This is a genomic window from Jatrophihabitans sp. GAS493 (genome assembly GCF_900230215.1).
Classification (GTDB): Bacteria; Actinomycetota; Actinomycetes; order Mycobacteriales; family Jatrophihabitantaceae; genus MT45.
On sequence record NZ_LT907982.1, the window covers coordinates 655,874 to 680,911 of the forward strand.

At 67.7% G+C, this 25,038-nt stretch carries 26 protein-coding genes; 13 read left to right on the plus strand and 13 right to left on the minus strand.

Going from position 1 to position 25,038, the window contains the following annotated elements:
- Window positions 1-6: 6 nt before the first annotated feature.
- The 4 genes from CPH63_RS02980 to CPH63_RS02995 all read right to left on the minus strand — a co-directional run bounded on the left by CPH63_RS02980 (window position 7) and on the right by CPH63_RS02995 (window position 7,560).
- Entirely contained in the window at window positions 7-1,128 is a 1,122-nt protein-coding gene (locus tag CPH63_RS02980; RefSeq protein WP_096301503.1) for a hypothetical protein, read from the minus strand.
- Window positions 1,129-1,202: 74 nt separating this feature from the next.
- A complete protein-coding gene (locus tag CPH63_RS02985) occupies window positions 1,203-5,411 on the minus strand; it encodes a bifunctional nitrate reductase/sulfite reductase flavoprotein subunit alpha (protein WP_096304909.1) in 4,209 nt (1,402 codons plus the stop codon).
- Between the two features lie 148 nt (window positions 5,412-5,559).
- A complete protein-coding gene (locus CPH63_RS02990; protein WP_096301504.1) occupies window positions 5,560-6,987 on the minus strand; it encodes a gluconate:H+ symporter in 1,428 nt (475 codons plus the stop codon).
- Between the two features lie 12 nt (window positions 6,988-6,999).
- On the minus strand, window positions 7,000-7,560 hold the full coding sequence (locus tag CPH63_RS02995; protein ID WP_096301505.1) for a gluconokinase: 561 nt from the start codon (window positions 7,558-7,560) through the stop codon (window positions 7,000-7,002).
- A 109-nt stretch (window positions 7,561-7,669) separates the two neighbouring features.
- On the opposite strand from CPH63_RS02995, the gene CPH63_RS03000 reads away from it, so the two are divergent.
- Both CPH63_RS03000 and CPH63_RS03005 read left to right on the plus strand, forming a co-directional pair.
- Window positions 7,670-8,161: a GNAT family N-acetyltransferase gene (locus CPH63_RS03000; protein ID WP_096301506.1), complete on the plus strand. Its 492-nt coding sequence runs from the start codon at window positions 7,670-7,672 to the stop codon at window positions 8,159-8,161.
- 32 nt (window positions 8,162-8,193) lie between these two features.
- Complete coding sequence (locus tag CPH63_RS03005; RefSeq protein ID WP_096301507.1) at window positions 8,194-9,018, plus strand: class I SAM-dependent methyltransferase; 825 nt, start codon at window positions 8,194-8,196, stop codon at window positions 9,016-9,018.
- 13 nt (window positions 9,019-9,031) lie between these two features.
- Here the strand turns inward: CPH63_RS03005 and CPH63_RS03010 are convergent, their stop codons facing one another.
- Complete coding sequence (locus CPH63_RS03010) at window positions 9,032-9,541, minus strand: DUF664 domain-containing protein (RefSeq protein ID WP_096304910.1); 510 nt, start codon at window positions 9,539-9,541, stop codon at window positions 9,032-9,034.
- Between the two features lie 32 nt (window positions 9,542-9,573).
- Between CPH63_RS03010 and CPH63_RS03015 the strand changes: the two genes are divergently transcribed.
- Window positions 9,574-9,858: an acylphosphatase gene (locus CPH63_RS03015; RefSeq protein ID WP_096301508.1), complete on the plus strand. Its 285-nt coding sequence runs from the start codon at window positions 9,574-9,576 to the stop codon at window positions 9,856-9,858.
- 17 nt (window positions 9,859-9,875) lie between these two features.
- On the opposite strand, the gene CPH63_RS03020 is transcribed toward CPH63_RS03015, so the two are convergent.
- On the minus strand, window positions 9,876-10,328 hold the full coding sequence (locus CPH63_RS03020) for a group II truncated hemoglobin (protein ID WP_096301509.1): 453 nt from the start codon (window positions 10,326-10,328) through the stop codon (window positions 9,876-9,878).
- Between the two features lie 165 nt (window positions 10,329-10,493).
- On the opposite strand from CPH63_RS03020, the gene CPH63_RS03025 reads away from it, so the two are divergent.
- Both CPH63_RS03025 and CPH63_RS03030 read left to right on the plus strand, forming a co-directional pair.
- Window positions 10,494-11,012 (plus strand): OsmC family protein, encoded by a 519-nt coding sequence (locus CPH63_RS03025; protein WP_096301510.1) that lies wholly within the window; start codon window positions 10,494-10,496, stop codon window positions 11,010-11,012.
- A complete protein-coding gene (locus tag CPH63_RS03030; RefSeq protein WP_096301511.1) occupies window positions 11,012-11,809 on the plus strand; it encodes an alpha/beta fold hydrolase in 798 nt (265 codons plus the stop codon). Before CPH63_RS03025 ends, CPH63_RS03030 begins: the two co-directional genes overlap by 1 nt.
- Before the next feature lie 14 nt (window positions 11,810-11,823).
- Here CPH63_RS03030 and CPH63_RS03035 read toward each other — a convergent pair whose 3' ends face one another.
- Window positions 11,824-12,480 carry a TetR/AcrR family transcriptional regulator gene (locus CPH63_RS03035; protein ID WP_197704546.1) on the minus strand — a complete coding sequence of 219 codons (657 nt, stop codon included), beginning with the start codon at window positions 12,478-12,480 and terminating at the stop codon, window positions 11,824-11,826.
- A 95-nt stretch (window positions 12,481-12,575) separates the two neighbouring features.
- On the opposite strand from CPH63_RS03035, the gene CPH63_RS03040 reads away from it, so the two are divergent.
- The 3 genes from CPH63_RS03040 (at window position 12,576) to CPH63_RS03050 (ending at window position 14,964) form a co-directional block, all read left to right on the plus strand.
- The gene (locus CPH63_RS03040) at window positions 12,576-13,181 is read left to right on the plus strand and encodes a TIGR03086 family metal-binding protein (protein ID WP_096301512.1); all 606 of its coding nucleotides are present in this window, start codon (window positions 12,576-12,578) and stop codon (window positions 13,179-13,181) included.
- A gap of 30 nt (window positions 13,182-13,211) precedes the next feature.
- Window positions 13,212-14,657, plus strand: coding sequence for a PQQ-binding-like beta-propeller repeat protein (locus tag CPH63_RS03045; protein WP_096301513.1), 1,446 nt, complete (start codon window positions 13,212-13,214; stop codon window positions 14,655-14,657).
- 94 nt (window positions 14,658-14,751) lie between these two features.
- Window positions 14,752-14,964: a hypothetical protein gene (locus tag CPH63_RS03050; protein WP_096301514.1), complete on the plus strand. Its 213-nt coding sequence runs from the start codon at window positions 14,752-14,754 to the stop codon at window positions 14,962-14,964.
- 8 nt (window positions 14,965-14,972) lie between these two features.
- Here the strand turns inward: CPH63_RS03050 and CPH63_RS03055 are convergent, their stop codons facing one another.
- Window positions 14,973-16,274, minus strand: coding sequence for an ankyrin repeat domain-containing protein (locus CPH63_RS03055; RefSeq protein WP_096301515.1), 1,302 nt, complete (start codon window positions 16,272-16,274; stop codon window positions 14,973-14,975).
- A 118-nt stretch (window positions 16,275-16,392) separates the two neighbouring features.
- Here CPH63_RS03055 and CPH63_RS03060 point away from each other — a divergent pair, with 118 nt between their 5' ends.
- A complete protein-coding gene (locus tag CPH63_RS03060; RefSeq protein ID WP_096301516.1) occupies window positions 16,393-16,872 on the plus strand; it encodes a hypothetical protein in 480 nt (159 codons plus the stop codon).
- Window positions 16,873-16,928: 56 nt separating this feature from the next.
- Here the strand turns inward: CPH63_RS03060 and CPH63_RS03065 are convergent, their stop codons facing one another.
- Window positions 16,929-17,843 carry a LysR family transcriptional regulator ArgP gene (locus CPH63_RS03065; protein ID WP_096301517.1) on the minus strand — a complete coding sequence of 305 codons (915 nt, stop codon included), beginning with the start codon at window positions 17,841-17,843 and terminating at the stop codon, window positions 16,929-16,931.
- A 73-nt stretch (window positions 17,844-17,916) separates the two neighbouring features.
- Here CPH63_RS03065 and CPH63_RS03070 point away from each other — a divergent pair, with 73 nt between their 5' ends.
- Window positions 17,917-18,543: a LysE/ArgO family amino acid transporter gene (locus CPH63_RS03070; RefSeq protein WP_096301518.1), complete on the plus strand. Its 627-nt coding sequence runs from the start codon at window positions 17,917-17,919 to the stop codon at window positions 18,541-18,543.
- 22 nt (window positions 18,544-18,565) lie between these two features.
- On the opposite strand, the gene CPH63_RS03075 is transcribed toward CPH63_RS03070, so the two are convergent.
- A complete protein-coding gene (locus tag CPH63_RS03075; protein WP_157749236.1) occupies window positions 18,566-19,798 on the minus strand; it encodes a mannosyltransferase family protein in 1,233 nt (410 codons plus the stop codon).
- Between the two features lie 234 nt (window positions 19,799-20,032).
- Between CPH63_RS03075 and CPH63_RS03080 the strand changes: the two genes are divergently transcribed.
- Window positions 20,033-21,064, plus strand: coding sequence for an SPFH domain-containing protein (locus CPH63_RS03080; protein WP_096301520.1), 1,032 nt, complete (start codon window positions 20,033-20,035; stop codon window positions 21,062-21,064).
- 75 nt (window positions 21,065-21,139) lie between these two features.
- Window positions 21,140-21,490 carry a hypothetical protein gene (locus CPH63_RS03085; RefSeq protein WP_096301521.1) on the plus strand — a complete coding sequence of 117 codons (351 nt, stop codon included), beginning with the start codon at window positions 21,140-21,142 and terminating at the stop codon, window positions 21,488-21,490.
- 41 nt (window positions 21,491-21,531) lie between these two features.
- Here CPH63_RS03085 and CPH63_RS03090 read toward each other — a convergent pair whose 3' ends face one another.
- From CPH63_RS03090 to CPH63_RS03100, 3 genes are all read right to left on the minus strand, one after another.
- Complete coding sequence (locus CPH63_RS03090) at window positions 21,532-22,014, minus strand: hypothetical protein (protein WP_096301522.1); 483 nt, start codon at window positions 22,012-22,014, stop codon at window positions 21,532-21,534.
- A gap of 105 nt (window positions 22,015-22,119) precedes the next feature.
- The gene (locus CPH63_RS03095; RefSeq protein ID WP_096301523.1) at window positions 22,120-22,842 is read right to left on the minus strand and encodes a ZIP family metal transporter; all 723 of its coding nucleotides are present in this window, start codon (window positions 22,840-22,842) and stop codon (window positions 22,120-22,122) included.
- Complete coding sequence (locus CPH63_RS03100; RefSeq protein WP_371364831.1) at window positions 22,839-23,396, minus strand: TetR/AcrR family transcriptional regulator; 558 nt, start codon at window positions 23,394-23,396, stop codon at window positions 22,839-22,841. Before CPH63_RS03100 ends, CPH63_RS03095 begins: the two co-directional genes overlap by 4 nt.
- A 243-nt stretch (window positions 23,397-23,639) precedes the next feature.
- On the opposite strand from CPH63_RS03100, the gene CPH63_RS03105 reads away from it, so the two are divergent.
- Window positions 23,640-25,007, plus strand: coding sequence for a cytochrome P450 (locus tag CPH63_RS03105; RefSeq protein WP_197704547.1), 1,368 nt, complete (start codon window positions 23,640-23,642; stop codon window positions 25,005-25,007).
- The last annotated feature ends 31 nt before the right edge of the window (window positions 25,008-25,038 follow it).

Below are 25,038 nucleotides of genomic sequence, written 5' to 3' on the forward strand. Positions count from 1 at the left end.
CGAAACTTACTTCTTCGCCAGGCCGGCGACGAGCGCCCAGCAGGTGATCGCCGAGCCGACGGTGGTCCAGTACCCGTACTGCTCGTAGATGGCGGCCGCCTGCTTCGTCTCCTCGGCCAGGGTGGCCGCATTCATCTGCGGGTCCGAGGCATTGCGCACGCTCACCCAGGGCGGCGGATCGGCCAGGTCGCTGCAGGCCAGGCCCAGCGCGGCGTCGTCCATCTCGACGGCCTTCGCATCGGGCTGGAACGTCCTTAATCCGTAGTGGTTGTTGGCGTCATCGAAGGCGAAGAAGTCCGTCGAGAGCACCGACACGGGGTTCTTCGCGCTGTCGGCGACGATGCTCGGCCCACGCTCGGCCGGCGGCAGATGGGCGGCATTCACCGGAATCAGCTTGGTATTCGCCGTGTGGAAGTGCGAGTGCGACGGCTGCTTGCCGGCGCTGCTGTAGGACGCGGTCGCCCACAGGTCATGCTCGAAACGTTTCGTCGCATCCCAGCGCACCCGCGACGAGACGATGACGTCCCCGAGCAGCGTGTCGGCACCGACTCCGCCGGCGGTCCCGGTGGTGATGACCAGCCGCGGCTGAACCTGCCCGATCATCTGCCGCCAGAGGGCCCGGATCGGCAGCGCCGGCCCGTCGGTCGAGGGGTGCAGGTCTGACTTCACCAGCACGACGCTGAAGTCACCGATCCGGGTCATCGTCCAGATTCCGGCCTGATTCTTGCCGGCCATCAGCGACGGTGCCCCCTTCTGCACCGACTTCTTGAGCTCCTCCCACCCGTTGCGGTAGCGGGTCCAGGCCTGGGTCGGACGCCCCGGAGTCAGTACGTCGGCCAGTGCCTCGCCCTCGGCCACCGTGTAGGTGACGATAAGGGCATCAGCCTTCGGCAGCGGGTCGGTGTCGGCCGGCGGCGGGTTCAGCGTCATCGGCATCGGGACCAGGCCGGCCGGCCACGGGATCGGGTCCGGATGCAGCGATGCGACCAGAGCCTGCGCCTGCTCGGTATCCGGTGCGACGGCGAAGCGGTAACCCGACGCCGCCTTCGGATCGAACTCGATGATGTGACGGGCGACGGCGGCCGTCTGCGCATCCAACTCCAGATCCTGCGAAAGCGTGGCAACCACGAGCTGTCCCCCTCAAGCGCGCACACCGGATGCGGCAACCAGCTAGAGGCGGCTACTCGCCCGGTTGATACAGCTCAGTACACGTCGCGCAGGTATCGCTTGTCTACCGTCAATTGCTTGACGTACGCCGCGGCCGCCTCCTCGCTCAGCCCGCCATGGCGGGCGACGATCTCGCGCAGCGCCTGGTCGACGTCCTTGGCCATCCGGGAGGCATCGCCGCAGACGTAGAAGTGGGCGCCCTCCTGCAGCCAGGCATAGAGTTGCCCACCCTGCTCCCGCATCCGGTCCTGCACGTAGACCTTCGCCCGCTGGTCGCGGGAGAAGGCCAGGTCCAGCCGGGTGAGCAGTCCGTCGCGCTGCATCCCCGCCAGCTCGTCTCGGTAATAGAAATCGGTGGCTTCGCGCTGCTCGCCGAAGAAGAGCCAGTTGCTGCCGTGGTGACCCCGGGCCCGTCGCTCAGCCAGGAAACCCATGAAGGGTGCCACCCCGGTGCCGGGACCGATCATGATCATCGGGGTCGAGGGGTCCGCCGGCGGCTTGAATTGTTTCGCCCGCTGCACCGCCACCGCAACCTCGTGACGGTCCGGAGCGTCGGCCAGGTAAGTCGAGCAGACGCCCTTACGCCACAGGGACTGTTGGCTCTCATACCGCACCACCGACACGGTGATCCGGGCCGTCGCGGCATCGGTCATCGGGCTGGAGGAGATGGAGTAGAGGCGCCGCTGCAGCCGCTTCAGCACCCCGCACCACTCCTGCGCCGTCGCCGTCACCGGGAACTCAGCGAGTATGTCGACCGCCTGCCGCCCCCAGAGCCACTGGTTCAGAGCGTCCTTGGCCGCCGGGCGTAGCAACTGCTGCAACTCCCGTTCCCGGGAGCGTTCAGCAATGAATCTCAGCAGTTCCGGTGCCGCCCGGGCGATCTCGAGTGAGCTCTGCAGCGCCTCGCCGAAGGGTAGCGAACCGATCCCGGGAAGCTCCACCGGCTCACTCCCGGCCATTCCGGTGACATCCAGCCACTCGGCGACCAGGCGCGGGCAGTTCTGCGGCATGACGCCCAGGGCGTCACCGGCCTCGTAGCTCAGACCGGTCTGGCTCAGATCGAAGGTGAATTGGCGTACCTCCTTCTGAGCCCCGGGCAGGCTCAGCAGGCGATTGCCGACCAGCTGGGCTCGTTCGGTCGAACGGTTTGGTTGGGACGTCCCAGCTCCAGCCGCGCCCCCAGCAGCGTCCCCAGTCGCCCCGGCGACAGCCGGAGCGACAGCGCTCGGCCGCGGTGGGGCCTGCTGCTGCCGCAGCGAGTTGATCGCCTGCTCAAGCCATCCGCTGGCCTGCTCGTCGAAGTCCGGCTCACAGTCGACCCGGGGCAGCAGTCGCAGCGCACCGAGCTCGTCCAGGCGCTCGTCGATCTTGCGGCCGTGCCCGCAGAAGTCGTCGTAGCTGGAATCCCCCAGCGCCAGCACCGCGTACCGGATTCCGTGCAACTTCGGAAGATCCGTCGAATTCAAGGCGCTCCAGAAGGATGCGCCGTTGTCCGGGGAGTCGCCGTCGCCAAAGGTGCTGGTCACGACGAGCAGGTCGGTGCGTGGGGTGAGGCTGGTTGGGTCGCACTCATCCATGGCCAGCAGCCGGGGCGGGCGGCGCAGTCCGGCGGCGATCCGTTCAGCGGCGCTGGCGGCTACCTCCTCGGCGTTGCCGGTCTGTGATGCCCAGACGATCACCACCTCCCGACTACCGGCCGCCGGGCCCGTCTCGCCCGGCGGCCCAGCACTGCGACGCGGAGTTCGCGAGTACCGCCCGGCGAGCATGCCGTTCACCCAGAGCGCCCGTTCGGGATCGAAGGGAGCACCCGGGGGCAGCACCGGCACGCCGGTCACGCTGGGGTCGCTGATCGTCAACGCGGCCAGGAACCCACTCAGGTAGGTGCGCTGATCATCCGAGAATTCCGGTGGGTTGAGCGTGTCGATCGCCACCAAGCTCGCCAGCTCACGCGTCTCGAGCGCATCGCTCAGGCTCAGCTGACTGCTGATCGGTGCCGGCGCCGGCTGCTCCTGCGCCGGCGGCCGGGTCACCGCGCCGGCGACCCGGGTCACCGCGCCGGCGACCCGGGTCAGGCTCACCGCGCACGCTTTGAATTCGGGTTGGAAGGAGATCGGGTCGACGGCGTCATTGGTGACCGCGTTGACGCTCAGGTACTCACCGAAGACGTCGTTCCAATGAAACGGCGTGAAGCAGTTCCCCGGCCGCACCCGGTCAGTGAGCTGGGCCGGCAGCACCGCCCGCCCGCGGCGCGACGCGAGCTCCACCTGATCGCCCTCAGCTATCCCCAAGTGCTGCGCGTCGGCCGGGTGCAGCTCGACGAAGGGTCCGGGGTTGAGCTTGTTGAGTTTGGCGACGCGCCCCGTCTTGGTCAGCGTGTGCCACTGGTGCTGCAGCCGTCCGGTGTTGAGCACGAAGGGGTAGGTGTCGTCGGGCAGTTCGGCCGGCGGCAGGTGTGGACGGGCCTGAAAGACGGCCCGGCCGCTCGGCGTGGCGAAGGCCAGCCGTGGCGCGTGGCCGTCATCGCGGGCGAACAGGTGCTGACTGACGCCGTCGTTGAGGTAGCGGATCGGGCTGCGGTCGCTCAGCGAGCCGGGCGCACTCGGCCACTGCACCGGGTTGTCCCGCAGCCGCCGGTAGCTGATCCCCCGCAGATCATGACCGGTCTTCGGGTTCCAGGTCCGCTTGATCTCCTCGAAGATCTCCTCGGCGTTGTTGTAGGAGAAGCCGTCTGAGTAACCGAGCTCGCAGGCGATGCGGGCGATGATCTGCCAGTCCGGCAGCGCGCCGCCCGGTGGGTCGGCCGCGGCGCGCAGCAGCGTCACATTCCGCTCCGAGTTCACCATCACCCCCTCCGACTCGGCCCACATTGCGGCCGGGAGCACCACATCGGCGTAGGCGTTCGTCTCGGTCTCGGCGAAGACGTCCTGGGTGATGACGAACTCGGCCGCCTCCAGCCCGTCGATGACGGTCTTGCGGTTGGCGACGGAGGCGACCGGGTTGGTGCAGATGATCCAACACGCCTTGATCCGGCCGGCGGCCAACTGCTCGAACATGTCGATCGTCCCGGTCCCCACGTCGGTGCGCAGGGTTCCGCCCGGCACTCCCCAGAGGTCCTCGATGAAGGCGCGCTCCTCGGCCACCGCGACCGAACGCTGCCCGGGCAGGCCGCCGCCCATGTACCCCATCTCGCGGCCGCCCATGGCGTTCGGCTGCCCGGTCAGCGAGAACGGCCCGCTCCCCGGACGGCAGATCGCCCCGGTGGCCAGGTGCAGGTTGCAGATCGCGTTGGTGTTCCAAGTGCCGTGGGTGCTCTGGTTGAGCCCCATCGTCCAGCAGCTCATCCACTCGCCGGCCTCGCCGATCCAGGCCGCGGCCTGGAGAAGCTGCTCCTCGGGGATGCCGGTGACCTCGGCGACGACGGCCGGCGGGTAGTCGGCCAGGAACTCCTCCATCGCCTCCCACCCCTCGGTGAACTCCTCGATGAAATCCCGGTCGACGTGGTCACTGGCCACGAGCAGGTGCAGCAGGCCGTTCAGGAGGGCCAGGTCGGTGCCTGGCCGGATCTGCAGGAATAGGTCGGCCTTGTCGGCGGTGGCGTTGCGGCGCGGGTCGACGACGATGAGCTTTGCCCCGGCCTTCACCCGATCGAGCAGGCGCAGGAAGAGGATCGGGTGGCAGTCGGCCATGTTGGCGCCGATGACGAAGAAGACGTCCGCGCGGTCGAAGTCCTGGTAGGAGCCGGGCGGGCCGTCAGAGCCGAGCGAGGACTTGTAGCCGGTGCCCGCGCTGGCCATGCAGAGGCGTGAATTCGACTCGATCTGGTTGGTGCCGATGTACCCCTTGGCCAGCTTGTTGGCCAGGTACTGGGCCTCGGTGGTCATCTGCCCCGAGACGTAGAGGCAGAGCGCGTCCGGGCCGTGCTCGTCCAGCAGCTGACGCAGCCGCCTCGCCACCTGCGTGATCGCCACGTCCATCGCCGTCGCCTCAGCCTCGTCACCGCGGGCCGGGCGGACCAGCGCGTGGGCGAGGCGACCGGGCGCGGCGAGCATGTCGGCGGTGGTGGCCCCCTTCGTGCAGAGCCGCCCGAAGTTCGCCGGGTGTGACTTGTCGCCGGTCGCCTTGAGGACACGCCGGGTTCCGTCCTCGGCGGTGGCGACCTCCAGCACCATGCCGCAGCCGACGCCGCAGTAGGAGCAGACGGTCTTGACGCTCGTGGCCGGCGCCCGCTGGCTTACGGTCGTCATCTGCCCCTCGCTCTGCTGCCCACTGCGAAGCAAGCTATGTCGCGGGCATTACGCGAAGGTCACCGTCGGCCGTACGTACGGGTTTCGATCTCCTCACCGGCGCCGGGGCACCCTGTGAGGTCGGGCCGTGCCGGCCCGGGGCGAGGGATCAGAGAACCGTTGACAGCCCCATCACGAAGCTGAAGCCAACCACGGAGACGGCCGTCTCCATCACCGACCAGCTCTTGAACGTCTGCCCGATGGTGAGGCCGAAGAGCTCCTTCACCAGCCAGAATCCGGCGTCGTTCACGTGCGACAGGAACAGCGACCCGCAGCCGATGGCCAGCGCTAGCAGGGCGGCATGGGTCGAGGTCAGGTCCGTGGCCAGCGGGGCGACGATACCGGCCGCGGTGATGGTGGCGACCGTCGCCGAGCCGGTGGCCAGCCGCAGCGCAACCGCGATCAGGTAGCCCAGTACCAGGACGGAGATGTTGGCACCGTTGGCGAACTTGGCCACCGTGTCGCCGACCCCGGCGCCGATGAGGGTCTGCTTGAAGCCGCCGCCGGCCCCGACGATGAGCAGCACCGCGGCGATCGGGCCGACACTGGCACCGATCCGGCTGGAGATCCGGTTACCGGTGAAGCCGACCGCGTACCCGAACGTCACCATGGCCAGCAGCACGCCGAGGGTCAACGCGACCAGCGGCTCGCCGATGAAGTCGAAGAAGACCCGGATCTGCGGTGGGTTCTTGGGCGTGTCCCAGATGATGTCGGCCAGCGCCTTGCCGAGCATCAGCATGACCGGAAAGAGGATCGTCAGCAGGGTGACCAGGAACGTCGGCGGTCGCTTCACGTCGTCGCTCTGGGTCTTGGCCTTGGTGGTGTCGACGCCACCGGCAACCGCCGGCGGATCGACCGGGACCCAACGGGTGATCGGGATGGAGAGCAGCGGGCCACAGATGACGACGGTTGGGATCGCCACCAGCAGTCCGAGCGCCAGCGTGGTGCCCAACTGTGCGTGCAGGGCGGCGATCGCGATCAGCGGCCCGGGATGCGGCGGGATCAGTCCGTGCAGGGCGGAGAGGCCGGCCAGTGCCGGGATCGCCACCCGCATCAGCTTCAACTTCGAGCGCTGCGAGACGAGCACGATCACCGGCAGCAGCAGCACCAATCCGATCTCGAAGAACATCGGCAGGCCGATGATGACGGCGACCAGTGACATGGCCCAGGGCACCAGTTTCGGCGGCGTCTTGGAGAGGAGTTTGTCGATGATCTGGTCGGCGCCGCCGGAGTCGGCCAGCAGCTTCCCGAGCATGGCGCCGAGCGCGATGAGCAGGCCGACCTCCTGCAGCGTGGCCCCGACACCGTTCTCGAAGTTGGTGATGATCTTGGCCGACGGCACGCCGGCCGCGAAGCCGACGAAGGCCGAGCCGAGCATCAACGCCAGGAAGGGATGCATCTTGACGACGGTGATGAGCAGCACGATGAGGGCGATACCCAGGACCGTGACCACCATCAACCGCGTGTCATGGGAGTTCCACGGTTCAGAAGCTTTGGCCGCGGCGAGCGTCGAATTCGCGAGCAAGGGTGCTGTCATGCCAGCTCCGATTCAGTTGATTGGGGGAATGGGCTTCAGATCGAGGCGATTCACGATCTCGGTTACCTCGTGCTGGGGGGTACCGCCGACGGCGATCGTCAGCGCGTTCTCGTCGGCCGTCGGTGCTTCGAGGGTGTCGATCTGCGATTGGAGTAGCGAGGAGGGCATGTAGTGCCCGTGGCGCGCGGTGAGGCGGGTGGCGATCTGATCCTGGCTGCCGGAGAGAAACACGAAGACGACGTCGTGGCCCCGCAGCCGGTCGCGGTAGATCTTCTTCAGAGCCGAGCAGGTGATGATGCCGGGTGTGCCGCTCGCCTCGTGCTGGTGGATCCAGGCGGCGATGGTGTCGAGCCAGGGCCAGCGATCCTCGTCATCCAGCGGGTGACCGGCCGCCATCTTGGCGACATTGGCCGCTGGGTGCATGTCGTCGCCCTCGGCCAGGTCCCAGCCGAGGCGGCCGGCCAGCAGGCCGGCCACCGTCGACTTGCCGCTGCCGGATACGCCCATGATCACCAGCACCAGAGGGGTGCTTGGAGGAGTCGCCTCCGGGTCACGATTCTCATCCGCTGGCATACCGTCTCCTGACCTGGCACCGTCGTGGGACCAATTTCGGGGGTTGCCTTCGATCCTCGCATTGACGGTGTGCGGACAGAGAGGCGGCACGCGCGCGAGACTGGACGGCATGATCGAAGTTCGGGTTCTGACCGCCGATGACTGGCGACTCTGGCGCGCTCTGCGGCGCGACGCTCTCCGCGAGTCGCCCGGAGCCTTCGGCTCGACGCTGGCCGAGTGGTCCGGGCGGGGCGACACAGAGGATCGCTGGCGCGCTCGCCTCGACGACGTCGAATTCAACGCCGTGCTACTGCTCGACTCGGTGCCGGTGGGGATGGCAAGCGGCACCAGGCCGGGCGCCGACGGCATGGTCGAGCTGATCTCCCTCTGGGTCGCCCCGTCAGCTCGCGGGCTTGGCGTCGGCGACGCGGCCGTGGCCGCCGTGCTGCAGTGGGTCGCCGCCGGGCTGCAGTGGGCCGGCGCGGAGCCTGCGGTCCGACTGTCGGTGAAGGCGGGGAATTCCAAGGCCATCGCGCTCTACCGGCGGCACGGCTTCGTGCCGGCCGGCCCCTCACCGGAGGACCCCGACGAGATCTTGATGATCCGGCGAAAAGTCGCGTGACTTCGCCCCCGATGTCATGTCAGGGTGCAGTCATGGACGAATGGGCTGAGCTCAACCGCAGGCACTGGGACGAGCGGGCCGCACCGCACGCCGCCTCCGATAACTACGCGTTCTCGCAATTCGTCGAGGACCGGCAATTCCTCTCCGAGGTGATCCGCTTCGACCGGCCCCGCCTCGGCGACCTCACCGGACTGCGCGGCGTCCACCTGCAGTGCCATATCGGCACCGACACCATCTCGCTGGCCCGGCTCGGCGCGAGGATGACCGGACTCGACTTCTCCCCCGCCTCGCTCACCCAGGCCCGCATCCTCGCCGCCCGCACCGGCAGCCCGACCGACTTCGTCGAGGCGGAGGTCTACTCGGCTCCCGAGGTGCTCGAAGCGGGTTCCTTCGACCTCGTCTTCACCGGGATCGGCGCACTCTGCTGGCTGCCGTCGATCCGGCGCTGGGCCGATGTCGTCGCCACCCTGCTTCGTCCGGGCGGGCGGCTGCATCTGCGTGAGGGGCATCCAATGCTCTGGTCGCTGCAGGACGGCCGGGACGACGACCTGCTGGTCGTGGACTTCCCCTACTTCGAGCAGCCCACGCCGACGGTCTGGGATGAACCGGGCACCTACGTCGAGACCGACCACCAGTTCGTCCACACGACGTCAGCGGACTGGAGCCACGGAATCGGCGAGATCGTCACCGCCCTGATGGACGCGGGGCTGGAGCTCACCATGCTCGTCGAGCATGACAGCGTGCCCTGGGAGGCCTTGCCAGGACAGATGGTGAAGTTACCCAACGGCGAGTACCGGCTGCGCACTCGCCCGGAGCGACTGCCACACACCTACACGCTGCAGGCCGTCCGGCGCTGAGCGGTTGACCCGGCTACTCCCCGACCTCGCCACCGGCTATCTCGGCAACGATGTCCAGCTGCCCGAGGTGCCGGGCGTACTCCTGGATCAGGTGCAGCAGGATCCGCTCCAGCGTCGCCGGCGGCGCACCGTCCCAGCGGGGTCCAGGCGCGCCGACCGCGTCGAGGTCACTCCCCTCGACGATCTCGCGGGTACGCCGACCCTGCGCCTTGAGTCCGGCGATCAGATCGGTGAAACCCTCCTCCCGCGATACGTGGAAGCGCTCGCCGACCCGATCGCCCCACGGCCCGGCTACCTCGCGCCCCTGAAAGCCCCACTCCAGCCAGCGAAGCTCCACGAAAGTCAGGTGTTTGGCCAGCTCGATCGGAGTCCACCCGGTGGGCAGCCGGCTCACCCGCAGCTCGTGGTCGGGCAGGGACAGCAGCTTGTCGATGATCCGGGAGCGGAAATAGTCGAGGTAGCGCAGCAGCACCTCGGCCCGCGAATCGACGGGATCAGTCGGTGACGGAAAGGCCATGATCATGACGCATAGCATGCCGTGCTTAGGTGAAGGCCATGCAACCGGTTCGCCTGGAGGTGCTCGTCAGCGGCGACGTTCAGGGCGTCGGCTTCCGTTGGTGGACTCGGAGCCAGGCGGTGGCGCTCGGTCTGCAGGGTTCGGCCCGCAACCTCGCCGACGGCCGGGTCGCGATCGTCGCGGTGGGACCGGCCGAGAAGTGCCAGCAATTATTGGATAGTCTAGGCCTCAGTGACGCGCCGGGGCGGGTGCGCAGCGTCGACCCGACCTGGGCTGAGGTCGGCGCTGACGGCGACGTTCCCCCCGGTTTCGTCACCGGCTAGGAGGTCGTCGGGATCGCTCAGTCCTGCCGGCCATCCCACGACCAGTGAGGCATGGCGAGCCCGCGCGGTACGTCGACGCCGGGAGCGGAGTAGACGAGCACGTCGGCCACCGCCCACTCCATATACGCCCGCAGCGCCGCCCGGAACTCGGAGTCGGCCGGAAGGCCGGCATCGTCGGCGGCGACCACGAAGCACTCCACGAAGCGCCGCCCCAGATCGGTCATGTCGCCGTTGCCCGAGTGCATCTGCTGCACCTCAGACTGATCGCCCATCGCCGTCGAGTAGTCCGGTGGGCCGCCGAATACCTCACCCCAGTACGCCGCCAGCCGTTGTACGTGCTGCGGATTCTGGTCGGGGTGGGAGAAGGGATGGTTCAGTTCCGGGTCGGCCAGGCAACGCGCATGGTGGGCCGTGGCCAGAGCCAGGAAGGCCGGGGCCCCGCCCGCGAATTCGTAGAGCGTCGGACGCACGAGTCAAGCGTGCCACAGACGACCGGAGTCTGCTCGATGCGTGATTGCCCTCGATCCGCAATTGCGTAGTCGCCATGGCGCGAAAGTGGTTAGGTCGAGGTATGACCGAATCCGCTCCGAGTGTCGCCCGTCTGACGGCGCCCGGCAACCCATCATGAACGCCACATGATCCATCGCTACGTAGCCCAGCTGCGGTGGAGCGGGTCGACCGCATCCGGTTACCGCGACTACAGCCGGGCCCACCTGGTCCAGACGCCGCCGGCGGCCGCCGAACTGGCGGTGAGCGCTGACCCGTCCTTCCTCGGTGATCGGCCGCTGCAGAACCCCGAGCAACTTCTGCTCGCGGCCGCCGCATCGTGTCAGATGCTGTCGTTTCTCGCGCTAGCCGCACGCGCTCGCGTCGATGTGCTCGGCTACCGCGACGAGGCCGAAGCGCTCATGCCGGTGACGCGGGGCCCGATGCGGATCACGACGATCACGCTGCGGCCAGAGATCGTGGTCGCGGACGGGGTCGACCTGGAGCGGGTGTCGGCGCTGGTCGCTCAGGCCCACGAGGAGTGTTACATCGCGAACACGCTGAACGCCGAGATCGTGATCGAACCGGAGGTCAGCTGGGCGGCTGCCCAACCTTCCGAATCCCAGCGCTCAGCTTCCCAGCCGCCAGTTGTTGAGACGCCGGCCTGATGCTCGCCCGCCCGCCGCTCGGCAGCTTCAGCTGCGGGCTCGGTGCCCCGATCCTGGTACTGCCCTGGTTTGGACTCGACGGCACGGTCACCGCCGCCGCGATCGAACCAGCCTTCGAGCGGGTCGCCAGATCGGGCAACCCCGGCAACTGGCGTCGCCTGTACCTCGACCTTCCCGGCACCGGCGACTCCGACCCGGTCGCGCCCACCTCTGACGCGGTGCTGGATGCGATCGAGGAGACCGTCGAGACGCTGCTCGGCGACGCACCGCTACGTCTGATCGGCTGCTCCTACGGTGGCTACCTGGCCGCCGGGTTGGCCCGACGACGACCGGCGCAGGTTCGGGCGATGCTGCTGGTCTGCTCCGGGGTGAGGATCGACCCGCTGCGGCGCGACCTGAGCGGCGTCCTCGCCTCGGATCCCGAGCCGGAGTGGCTGGCCACGGTGCCACCGGCGCTGCAGGAGCATTTCAGGGTGGCCGTCGGGAATCAGCAGCAGCTGATCGCCGATCGCCTCACCACCGCCTTCGCCACCAATGCCCCGACCGACGAGGATTACCTGATGCGGCTGCGGGCGACGGGGTACCCGCTGTCGGATGAGGCGTCGGACCGGATCTTCGATGGATCGGTCGCGCTGATCACCGGACGGCGGGATCGGATCGCCGGGTTCCGCGACCAGTTCAGCCTGCTGGAACGCTTCCCGCAGGCGAGCTACGGCTGTCTGGCCCGTGCCGGTCACTACCTCCCCTTCGAGGAGGCGGAGCAGTTCGCCGGGCTGCTCGGTGGGTGGCTGGCCTGAGCGGCCTCGGCACGCTACTCGGGTTTCGGGGTCCGCCAGCGCTCGCCGAGGACTCCCGGCTTCGGCGCCGACCCAGGCAGCGGCGAAGGTGCCTGCGACTCGACGGCCCCGACGCGCAGGCCGTCCAGCACCAAGGCGAGATAGCGCAGCCGCAGTTGCCGGCCGCCATCGGCGCCAGGCAGTCGAACCTCCATCAGCATCTCCAGCAGGATCGTCACGTCCTCGACCGTGATCTCCGGACGGAGTACCCCGGCGGCCGCGGTGCGCCCGAAGAGCTCGGTCGACAGCCTCCCCGCGCGACGGGCGAGGGCGCTCGACTCCGGCGTCGCAGCGAAAGTGCCGGCCAGCCGCTGGGCCAGTGCCTGCGATCCGCCCTCGACCACCCGCTGCAGGAACTGGGCATAGACGCTCCAGGCGTCGTCGCGCCCGTCCTGCAAGGCGAGCTGCAGGTCGGCGATATACCGCTCCAGCCCGTCGAGTGCTAGCGCCCGTAACAAACCGTCTTTACCGTCATAACGACTGTAGAGGGCACTGATGCCGACTTCAGCCGCTGCCGCGACGGCCGAGATGGGTGCCCCGGGGTCAGCCAGGAACACCCGGCGGGCGGCGTCGAGGATGCGCTCGTTGTTCCGTGCCGCCTCAGCCCGCCGGCCGTTCAATGGGGAGTTCATCTCGCGAGAATAGCACTGGAACGAACCATTCCGTTCTGATACTCTGAACGGAAGGAAACATTCCGTTCAGATTTTCTGACGAAAGGGTAGCTGCAATGACCGAAGCATCACCTGCTCTCTGGGCCGTCTTGAACGGCTCGTTCTCGGCGCTCCGCAGCGTTGTCGAGGAGGTCGAACCGGACGCCTGGCCGAGCCCGAGCCCCTGCAACCAGTGGAGCGCCCGGCAGGTTCTCGAGCACGCCGCGGGTGATCAGCTGGCCTGGGCCGCGACCGTCGCCGGCGCCGGTCCGCTGCCGGACTATGACCCGTTTCAGCCGTCGGGAAGCGAGCCCGGCACCGCGGCCGAACTCCTCAACCCCGCACTGGCCGCTTCGGCGGCGGCCTGGGCCGCGGTCTCCGCAGCGACGGAGACGGTGCCGACCCCGCTCCCGCAGGGGAAAATGCCGCCGGAGTACGCCGTCGCCGCCTGCGCCATGGACGCGGCGATCCACGCCTGGGACATCGCCATGGCCACCGGCCAGCCTTCGCCGTTGAGCAACGAGCTGGCGGTCGCCCTGGAGCCCGCCGCGCAGATCATCGCCGAGCCGCTGCGCGAATACGGCGTCTTCGGTCCGATCGTGAGCGGCGCCGCGGGCGGCGATTCCGGGGCCGCCGAGCGCCTACTCCGCTTCCTCGGGCGTGACCCGAATTGGGGGGCGTGACCAGAACAGCGGGAGGCGGCACACTGAAGTATGGCGACGGGAGCGAACCGCACCGTGGCGCTGCTGATCATCGCGATCGCAGCGCTGGCCGGCTGCACGAGTTCCGCCGATAACGCCAGCCCCTCGGCAACAAGGGCATCCGACCCGTCCATCGCCGGCCCGTCCACCGCCGGCCGGTCTATCGCTGTCCCGTCCACGGCTGGCGTTTCGTCGGCCGGCCTGTCGTCGGCAGACTGGCCGATGTACCACGGTTCGCCCGACCGCAGCGGGCGCTCGACCAGCATGCCGGCCGCCAACGGGCCACTGCAGCTGATTCACTCCTTCACGCTGGACGGGGAGGTCCTCGCCTCGCCCTTGATCGTGCACGGGCTCACAATCCTCGCCACCGAGAACGATTCCGTCTACGCCTTCGACTCGAAGTTCCAACCGGTCTGGAGACGAAGCCTCGGTTCGCCTTCGCCGGCGCAGGAACGCCTCTGCGGCAACATCGACCCGCTCGGCATCACCGGCACTCCGATTTATGACCCGGGCACCGGCTCGATCTACCTGGTGGCCGAACATGGCGGGGCGGTGCGGCACGAGCTCTACGCGCTCGATTCGACGACCGGGGCGGTCCGCTGGAGCCGCAGCGTCGACCTACCGGGAGTGAGTGCGAAGGACATGCAGCAGCGCGGCGCACTGGCCATCGCTCACGGCCGGGTCTGGGTCTCCTTCGGCGCGCAGGCCGGTGACTGCGGCGACTACAAGGGGCGCGTGGTCGCAGTGGCGCTCGACGGCCGGGGCGCACCAGTTTTCTACAGCCCACCGACAGTGCGCGGCGGTGGAATCTGGAATCCGAATGGCCCGACGATCGACGCCGACGGGAACGTGCTCGTCGTGTCGGCCAACGGCGCGGCCTTTCCGGGCGAGGCCTACGACCACACCAACAGCGTGCTCAGGCTCGACGCGTCGGCCCGGTTGCTGGACTCCTTCGCCCCGTCGGACTGGGCCCAGAACAACCAGGGTGACGTCGGCCTCGGATCGCAGGGCGTCAGCCTGGTCGGCTCGAAGTGGATCGTGCTCGGTGGCAAGTCCGGACCCGTGTACGTGCTCCGTCAGTCGGCCCTGGGCGGTATCGGCGGCCAGGTCGACATGCAGGAGATCTGCCGATCCTTCGGCGGCGCGGCAGTCGAGGCAGACGACGTCTACCTTCCCTGCACAGACGGGGTGCGCGCGGTGCGAGTGGACGACACCGGGCACCTGCACGTGCGGTGGCACGCGGCGAGTTCGATAACCGGGTCGCCGGTGCTCGGCGGCGGGCGGATCTGGGTCATGGATACCCGCGGCGGCGTTCTGCACAGCCTCGACCCGGAGACCGGTCGCAGCGTCGCCCAGATCGCCGTCGGTGAGGCGAACCGCTTCGCCACGCCGGCAGTCTCCGGCCCGGACGTCGTCATTCCGACGTTGGCCGGCGCGGTCGTGGTCCGCACGTCGTAACGTCGCCGTTAGGTGTGCCAGTTGGGCCCGTTTGGACGAATTCCTTGTTGGGTAAATGGTTTCTGTGACCACAACTAGGCAACGTAGATACGGAATGACTCGCCGGGGATATGGCATTCTCGTCCCCATCGTCGTCGTCTGGCTGCTCATCGGAGTTCTCGCCGCCGGACAGCGTCACTACTTCAAGGATTCGACACAGACGTGCGCGAAGGCCAGCACGATCGCGGTGACCATCGTCGCCGGGCCGCTCAACTACCTAGGCCTCAACCCGAAGCTGAGCTGCGACCTTCCGCAGCCGTCAAAGTAACGTGATCGCTACTCGCGCTTCAGAACATCAATGATTTGTTGGTGATCGAAGTGTTCGGCCCACTCCAGCGGAGTTGAGTCGAAGCGCCGGTCGCGCAGTGCGCGATCGGCGCCGAGGGTGAGCAGCGTCTGCACCAGCTCAGCGTCTCCGTCGCCGGCCGCGGTATGCAGGGCGGTCTGCCACGGTTGGTCGACCGCAACGTCGGCTCGCCCCAAAGCATTCACCGAGAACCCTTTACTTACCAGCAGTTCGACGACCTCTGACCGTCCCCGTCCGGCCGCCCAGACAACTAGCGCGGGGCGCCGCTCCCGGGTCGCGGCGAGCACGCCCGGGTGGACTGCCTCTATTGCTTCGACCGCCCCGGCGTCGGCTGCCAGGAGCGCCGCGATGCAGGAGTCGACCCCGTCCAGCTCGGCCTCTGGCACGCCGAGGTCGCGAAGCAGTGCGGCAACGCCAGCATTGCCAGTGGTAAGGGCCAAGGCGATCGGCGTCGAGGTTGACCCTCTCGACCAGGGAACTCTGACGGTTGGCGAACTGACGTCGACGCCTTGCTCGGCCAGCAGCGCGACCCGCTCGCGCTGGTCATGGGTCACCGCCCAGCTCAGAACGCTGCCGACCATCGCGGCGGGCGAGTCGAGGGCGTCCCCGAGTAACTGATGCCAGACGCCGGGTGGGTCGTTCTGCCCCAATCCGAACTCGAAGAGCAGTCGAAGATGATCGTCGTCGGGTTGGAACATCCGGTTGTACAGGGTCTGAGCGTCGTTGGCCGCGGCCCCGAACTCGAGCAGCGTCCGGCCTAGCCCGGCCGCCTGCGGGTGCGCCGGTCGCTGCTCGTCGGCGGACCCGAAGACCCCGGTCAACACGGTGAATGGGGTAGCCAGGCCGAGGAAGAAGCGTCCGTCATTCGGATCGGCCCCGGCTTCGATGAGGAGTCGGGTGGTCTCGATCGTCGCCGACCGGCCGATCGGCGCGTCGAGCCGGGCGTAGGCCTGGTACATCAACGGGCTCCAGCCGTAGGGACCGGTGGGGCGGGTCGCGGCGGGCGGGTCGGCTTCGAGAATTCGTCGCACCGACGGCACGTCGGCGACCGCCGCGGCGACTGCGATGTCTGCGGCCGGCAAGTCCGGCTGCTCGGCCAACTGGCGGGCGGCCTCGGCTCGCTTACCTGGGCCGTCGCTGTCGAAGTTGAGGATCGCTAGACGCAGGAAGGAATCGGCCTGACTCTCCCCGGCGGCGGCCGGGGTGAGGAACCAGCTGCGCGCGTCGATCTCCGACTGGAGGTCGGCAGCGGTAAGTGGTTCGTTCGGCATTTGTCGCGATCGTATCTCCGATACCCGGTGTATCAGCCTGGCCACGGTGAACTCTGGTTCTGCATAGCTGCCTGCGGCGGACCTGAAGTGACCCGACGTCAATCAACCGGAGTCGAAGATGGAGAAGGAATCCAAGCCCTGCACGTGCCCCGAATGCACTACCGAGGCGTCCAAGCTCGGACGCATCGTCACCGTGTTTGCTCCGTTCTTCGCCATCTTCGCCGGCTGGCTGGCCGGATTCGTCGGGAAGAACGTCCCCGGTGTGGCACTGGATCCGAGCCAGATCGCCGCCTTCATGCTGACCGCGACAACCGCCGTACTGAGCACCACCTGGAAGTGGATGCAGGGCTGGCAGCAGCACGAGCTACTGGTCTCCCAGGGCAGTGTCGCGCCTCGACGGTACGTCCACAATGCGACCTGCCCGGTCACCCAGTCGGTGGCGGCGGCGCAGTCACGCAAGGTTCGTCGGGCCGCGAAGAAGGGACGCTCGTCTTCGGAGCCGGCATCGCATCGGCCGCCGGTCGACTCTGTCTCCCCCATTGCCGAGCCGGCGCAACCTTCGGTGGATCCATGGCAGTTGGAGTTGCAGCCGGTCTGAGGGTGAAGGAGGGCGTCGCCGCTACTCAGGTCGCACGGAGCCGGTCAAAGCGCCGGTCAGAGCATCTCTGCGGCGGCGACTCGCACCGCGTCGGCCACGAGGTCCAGCGACGGCGAGCGTAGCCGCCACTGCTGCCAGTAGAGGTCGACGTCGATTCGACCCCGTGGCTCGATCGGCACGAGTGCCGGGCCGACGGGCGGTCCGACGGGCACAGCTGGGTTCTGCAGGTCGGGGACCATGCCCCAACCGAGGCCGAGCCGGACCGCCTCGAGGAAGGCGCCTGAGCCCGGGACGTGATGACGCGGCGGATCGAGCGTCCGGCGCGATCGGGTGGCCAGGTAGTCGTCTTGCAGCCGGTCTCCGCGATCAAAGACGACGACCGGTGCCCGGGCCAGACTCGCGACGGTGGCGCCGTCGGCGAACCAGCGGTCGATGAATGCCGGCGAGGCCGTCGGGCGATAGCGCATCCGGCCCAGACGCTCGACGCTGCAGCCCGGCACAGCATCGGCCGACGACGTTACGGCGGCCATCACCGCGCCCTGTCTCAATAGTTCGGCGGTACGTTCCTGGTCGTCGCGGTGTAGGTCGAAGAGCAGCGAGGAGCTGACTGCGGCCAGAGCCGGGAGCAGCCAGGTGGCCAGGCTGTCGGCATTTACGGCCAGCGGGATCACCACCCGGCCGGGCGCACCGAGGGAGTCCGCTCGCCGGATCTCCTGCACCGCGTCGGCCGTGATCATCTGAATCTGCCGGGCCAGTCGCAGCAGCAGCTCGCCGGAGGGCGTTGGCTGCACCGGTTTGCCGCGGGTCAGCAGGACTCGACCGACCATCGTCTCCAGAGCCTTGATGCGTTGACTGATCGCCGACGGGGTCACGTGCAGCGCGCCGGCCGCCGCCTCGAAGGTGCCTTCCGAGACAGCGGCGGCGAGCGCCTCCAGCTGGGCCGGGTTCAGGTTCGCCGCGTCCGCCTGCATGATTAGCAATACTAATGGTTCATCAGAATCATTAGTTGGACTACAGCCTGGCCGATCGCTAGCTTTAGCAATCATGACCTCGCCCGCCCTAACCGCGCCGGCCGCGCTGGCCGCCGGCCTCTTCTTCGGGCTGTCGCTCATCGTGGCCATCGGCGCCCAGAACACTTACGTTCTGCGGCAGGGGCTGCTACGCAGCCATGTGCTGGCGGTAGTCGCGATCTGCGCACTCTCCGATGTTGTCCTTATCTTTGCCGGTGTCGGCGGGGTCGGTGTTGCGCTTCACGGTCGCGCCGGGCTACTCGAAGTGGTCCGGTTCCTGGGGGCGGGCGTGCTTCTCATCTACGCGGCGCTGGCTATTCGACGCCTGCTGCGCGGCGAGTCGGCGCCCGCCGCCGATCAGGGAGTCGTCACCTCGCTGGCCGTGGTGGTCGCGACGTCGCTGGCCTTCACCTGGCTCAACCCGGCGGTCTACCTCGACACCATCGTCCTGCTTGGATCGGTCGCCAACAGCCACGGCAGCCAGGAGTGGTGGTTCGGTCTCGGAGCCATGGTCGCCAGCATCGGCTGGTTCGTGGCGCTCGGCTTCGGGGCGCGGCTGCTGATCCCGTTCTTCCGAAGCCCGCGGGCCTGGCGCCTGCTGGACGGGTTCGTCGCCCTCGTCATGGCGACGACCGCCGTACGGGTGCTGCTCGCTGGCTAGTAGTTCGCTCGCGGCGGCACGGTCAGTCCGCCCAATATCCAAGACTGAAGGCGCTCGTGTTGTAGACGGCCAGGATGACGCATAGCGCGAATACCACCCGCAGCAGCGTCCTACTTCGTCCGGCGGCCGTGGCATAGTCGGCGAGTCCGATGAAGATCGGGAAGAACGACAACTCGTAGCGCGCCGCTGATACGTAGGTATAGCTCGTCATGAGACTGACCAGGGTGGCGACGATGAGCGTCGCCTCGGCATATTGGCGGCCTCGAAGGAACAGCACAGCTGCGATAACCGCTATCGCGACGAAGACCAGGTCCAGAGCGAACTGCACCCGACGGTCCGGGCTAGTCGCGTTGAGCGCTTTGCCGACCGTGTGGACCGCGGTCTGCCAGGGCCACTGCGCCCGACGCCCCCAGCCGAGTTGCTCCTGGCGCTGCCACTCGTTGAGATGGCCGGTTTTCGCGGCCAGGAACCCGAAGTACGCGACGAGGCCGACCGGGCCGAAGCAGAGCCCGACCAGGTCACGGGACAGGAGAGGTCGCCGCTGCTGTCGGAACTGCTGCCCGAACATGACCAGCAAGGCAATGAAGAGAAAGAGTCCATTGATCCGAGTGAACGAGGCCGCCGCGCAGAGTAGGCCGGCGAACAGCCACTGCTGCCGGGTCCCGCAGAGCCACGCTCCGATCGCAAATACCAGGAAGAGCGCCTCGGAGTAGGAGGCCAGGAGGAATACCGAATACGGGCTGAACATGAAGAGAACGGTTGCCGCCAGGGCGACTCGACGCCCGCCGACCTCGTTCGCCAACGTCCAGATCAGTAGAGCGACACCGAGGGACGCCACGGTCGTCACCAGCCAGAGGGCGACCTCGATGCTGAGCGGGGTGATCCGTCCACCGCTGATCACCTCGGCGACGCCCTTGGCCACCACCGGATACCCGGGGAAGAATGCCTGCGCGGTTCCGGCGATGTGAGAGCCGAAGTACCCGTGCTGGATGATCGCAACGTAGTAGCCGCTGTCCCAGTGCATGAAGAGGCGGAAGTACGAGCCACTTCCGGCGTAGCGAGGATCGACCGACCGATGGAGCGTGTTCGCCAGCAGGCCGACCGACGTTCCGAAGGCGCGGGCGGCAAGCCAGATAGCGACGGCGGGCCAGAGCACGGTACGTCGGCTGTCTCCAACGCCACGCGGAATTGGGAGGATCGGGCCGCGGCGGCGGAGTGCGGCTGACCCGCTGAAGAGTGCTGCTTCGTCTGTCACAGATTCCCGTCGGTTCAAGCACCCATCGCGCTCCAGTCGGTCAATCTAGCGCCAATTTCACAGCCAATCCACTGCGCTCCGGTGGATCTTCAGGATTGACGGAGCCGGAGTGAGACCTCGACTACCTGCAGTAGCGGGTCGATCAGACTTCGTCACTCCGAGCCACACCGGCGGCTGAGGGTTGGTAGCGTCCGACCGTCAAGCAAGCGTGCAGGCCTCAGGAGAACCAACTACATGATCAGCATTCGCAGCCGTCACAGTCCCCAGACCGATGAGTCGGCCAGCGTCGCCCATGGGCCGGGGCGCACTACGCTGATCGCCGGCATCGCCCTGCTGGTCTCGGTCGCGGTGATCTACTTCCTGGTCTGGGAAGGCGAGTCGTTCGGCAGCACCGACGGCGGGCACGTGGCCATCGTGCGCAACGGTGGCCCGTTCGACAACACCAAGATCCGGCAGGTCCTGCAGTCCTCGTCCGGGCGAACCAACATCGGTATGTACTCGTCAATGCATGAGTACCCGACGTCGCAACGGTTCTTCACGATCAGCTCATCGGCCAACGCCGACAGCAACGAGTCCGTCACCGTGCCGACCAGCGACGGCGTGAACGTCGGGATCGAGGGAACCGCTTACTTCACCATCAACACGCTGCCCGGCTCCGACGGCTCGTACTCGGTGCTCAAAGCCTTCGACAATGCCTACGGCACCCGTAAGTTCAACTGCCCGGACAAGAACTCGCGATCCGTCTGGGAGGGCGACGCCGGGTTCTCCTGCTTCCTCGATCAGATCGTGGAACCGGTCATCAACAACGATCTGCGCACCAGCGTGGGTGACGTTCGCTGCCAGGACCTGGTGAGCTCCTGCTCGCTGGTGCAGAACGCAACGGCCACCGTCGACCCGTCGACCGTCGGGGCCGGAAACGTCAACCTAGCCAAGATCGAGGCCGGCATCTCAAGCTCGCTGCTCTCCGACCTGAACGAGACGCTGGGCGGGCCGTACCTGACCAACGTGCGCTTCAATCTGGCCAAGATCGATCTGGACCCGAGCGTGCAGGCGGCCATCTCCAAGGCACAGTCGGCCTTCGCCTCGGTCTCCCAGAGCCAGGCCGATCTGAAGAATGCACAGATCGAGGCGCGCGCGAACGCAGCGAAGCAGGCTGGGTACGCCGCCTGCCCGGTCTGCGCCCAGATCGATCTGACCCAGGCGCTGCCCAAGGGAATCACGGTCTATGCGCCGGGCAACGGCAACATCGCCATTCCTACGAAGTAAGGCGATACGCTCTCGCCCGGACGGACTGGCAGACGGACCAGCAGACGGACCGAGAGACGGACTAGGAGACGGAAGATGGCGGCTCGGCTGATCGGCTTCGCGATTCTTGGGATCGTCCTGTTCATCGCGCTGTTGGCGGCGGTGTACCTGATCAGCAAGAGCCGCCAGCCGAACGGCGGCCGGCGCGAGAAGGACATCAGCGTGCGGCCGTCGCTCTGGTGGGCCGACTCGCGGGCCATCAACGAAGGCCATGCAACCGAGTTCAGCATCATCCGCGTCGATCAGCGAACTCAGGAGGTGTTGGAGCGCCGGATCCTGAGCCGGATCGCCAACAGCCTCCCCGACTATCAGGCCCGGCTGGACGCCGAGCAGGACAAGGCCTACGAGATCGCCCGTACGGCCAATGTCGGGCTGTACCGCCGATAGGCGAGGGCTATGGAGTCGACGCGCTAGCGGTCATCCCGCGGTCATCCCGTTGTCATCCCGTTGTCGATGACAGCCGCGCCGATCGGGACAAGGCGGCGGGCCAACTCGACCAGCACGACGACGTAGTGCTCCTCGGCCGTGGTCCCGGTTGCCGGAGCCGAAGGGGTGGCCGGGGTCAGCTCAAGGGTGAAGGCACGACTGGACGGATCGAAGAGGAGCCGGTCGATGCGCGGGGCCAGCGCGCTGAGCCCGGATGGCTCGCGGAAGGCCAGCAACGCCGAGGCGGCCGGCACGCTGGCCGGCAGGTTGGCCCCCGCAGTGCACCACGACCGAGCCTCGCCGGCGTCGAAGAGCACCCGCGTCGTGCGCACCAGCGAGTTCTCCGACGGCGCACAGATTGCCCATAGATTCCAGGCGGTTATCGCCCGAACGGCCTGACTCTGACTGCTCGGCGCGCATCCGGCCGTAGCGCCGAGGAGGAGCATCGACGCGGCGGCGAGAGCCAAGCTGCGAAGCGAGCGCATGAGTACCTTGAGTTGGGCCAGCGGCGAATAGTCGGGGTGGGGACGCGAGGTCCGGCGGAGGGCGCTTCTTCGAACGTAGTTCTCCGAGCCCGGAGTGGGAAGGGCTCAGCTGACCGTGGAGAGGGCGGCCGCGACGGCAAACCCCAGGACGGTGATCAGCCCGGCGGCATTCCCGGTCTTGCGGGTGGCCTCGGGGATCATCGCGTCGATCAGCATCACCAGGAGCGCTCCGGCGGCGAAGCCGTCGATTCCGGCCTGGAATCCGGGGGATGCGACCCCAGCGAGGGCGTACCCGCCTACGGTGGCCAGCGTGCAGACCGCGGCGATGAGCAACCACAGCCGGCGGATCCAACCAGCTCGCCGTCCCGCGGCCAGCATCTGCGTCGACGACCCGATCGCCTCCGGCAGGTTGGAGACGAAGATCGCCGCCAGCAGTCCGACGCTTACGCTGTCGCCGATCGCCAGGCCGATACCGAGCACCGCCTGCTCGGGTATGCCGTCAAGCAGGGCCCCGAGGGCGAGCGAGGCGCCGGAGCCGGCGGCCGAGTCCGAACCGGAATCCCTCGATTTTCCCAGGCCTTCGACGTAGCGATTGGCTAGGAAGTAGGTGATCGCACCGAGAGCGAGCCCGGCCGCCACCGCATGCGCACCACCGAGCGCGGCACCCTGTTCGGCGAGGTCGAAGCTCACGGCACTGATCAGCGCCCCGGCGCCGAAGGCCAGCACCGCTCCGATCCAACGCTGCGGCCAAGCGCGGAAGATGCCGAGCCACGCCCCGATGACCAGTGACGACGCGGCCAGCGCGCCCCAGCCAAGCGCAGCGATCAAGGCTTACCGACGCTCGCCGGCCCCAGCAGGAGCGTCGCCGCTCGAACGGCGACGCCGGTGACCCCTCGGATGTCACCGCCGTCCTCGACGATGGTCGCGGTGAGTTCGCGGATCCCACCGAGCAGCAGCGTCGCCATCTCCCGCGACACCGGACCAGCCCCGTCGCGCCGGAACTGGTCGTTGTCGGCCAGTTGCAGTAGCAGTTCGATGATCGTCTCGAGGGTGCTGCGCTGCACCTCGTGAGCGATGGCGCCGAGGCCGGGAAGTTCGCGGATCCAGCTCAGGGTGATCTCGGGCTCTGATACGACCGCCTCGACATAGGCCTCGATCGCCCGCTGGATCTGGGTTTCGCGGGGTGCCGCTGGGTCTACCGCCGCCGCGATCTGCAGCTTCATCAGCTCGTTCACCGTCGTCAGAAGCGCGATGTAGCACTCCTCGCGGCTGTTGAACTCGGCATAGAAGGTGCGGCGTGAGGTGCGGGCATTCCGGACGATGTCGGCCACCGTGGAGTCCCGGAAGCCCTTCTCCCGAATCGAGGCGGCGAGCCCGTCCAGGAGCCGGTGCCGGAACGAGCCCGGCTCGTCCGTTCCGGTCGATCGGGGCCGACTCGCAGGCCCGAAACCCGTGGCAACAACCTCGGTGGTCAGGGTTTCACGGGTCGTCACGTTATTACGGTATCCGATCTGTCTGATCTGTGGTGTTGTCCAATCAGTGTTTCGCTGAGCTTCCGGCAGTTTCTTAAGCCATCTTGCCAGCTCGCGGTACGCAGGCGTACCGTCTTCGAGAATGGAGTGCCCATGACGTGGACGATGCGGGGTGAAGAGGCGGTTCACGATGCGGTGCTGCCACCGGGTCCGGCGCTACCCCGAGCCGTGGTGGGCCTAGCCATCCTGGCCTCCCGGCGGCGCACACTGCGGTGGCTGCGCAACCGCTACGGGCCGGCCTTCTCAACCAACATTCCGATATTCGGACCCTCGGTCGTCATCAGCGATCCGGCTCTGGTGCGACAGCTGTTCATGACCAGCCCGGAGGTCGCCGGCACCGTGCAGCCGAATCTCGGGCAGGTGCTCGGCCGGAACTCCTTCTTCAACCTCGACGGGAAGGCCCATCTGCGGCAGCGAAAACTGCTCGTCCCGCCGTTTCATGGCAAGCGAATGCAGGGATACGAGGCGATCATCGAGGAGGAGACGCTGCTCGAGGCTGCGACCTGGCCGCTGGGGCAGGAGATCCAGACCCTCCCCCCGATGATGCGGATCACCCTCAATGCGATCCTGCGCGCGGTCTTCGGAGCGGAGGGCGCGGAGTTCGACTCACTGCGAGTGCTGCTCCCCAAGCTCGTCGAACTCGGTTCGCGGTTGATGTTCGTCCCGACACCGCGACTGGGCTACCAGCGGTGGACGCCGTGGGGGCGTTTCGCCGGCTACCGCCGCGAATTCGACGCCATACTCCAGACGCTGATCGACAAGGCCCGATCCGACCCCGGGCTGGCTGAGCGGGAAGACGTGCTCGCCATCATGCTGCGTAGCACCTACGACGACGGCCAATCCATGACGACCGAGGAGATCGCCGACCAGCTCCTGACGATGCTCGCCGCCGGGCACGAGACGACGGCGACCACTCTGGCCTGGGCGATCGAACGCCTGCGTCGGCATCCGGACATCCTGACTCGACTGGTCGCCGAGGTGGATGCCGGCGGCTCGGAACTGCGCCAAGCCACGATCCTCGAAGTTCAGCGCAACCGGTCAGTCATCGACCTGACCGCACGCAGCGTGCTCGCCCCGAGCATGCGCCTCGGTGAATGGAGCATTCCCCAGGGCTACACGGTGATGGTCGGCATCGACCTGGTGCACCATGACGACTCGATCTTCCCGAACGCGGCTGTCTTCGACCCGGACCGCTTCCTCGGCACCCATCCCGACACCTACGCGTGGGTTCCATTCGGCGGTGGGACCCGACGCTGCATCGGTGCGGCCTTCGCGAATATGGAGATGAACGTCGTGCTGCGCACGCTGTTGCGGGAGTTCGAGCTCATTCCGTCTGGCGAGCCGGACGAACGCTGGCACTCCCGTGGTGTCGCCTTCGCCCCGGCCAAGGGTGGGCGCGCCGTCGTGCGCCGTCGCGCAACGACGCAGAACGGTGTGACGCCCAACTCATCGGTAACATGACTCGAGCCGGCGAATCGCGAATCCGGCGGGC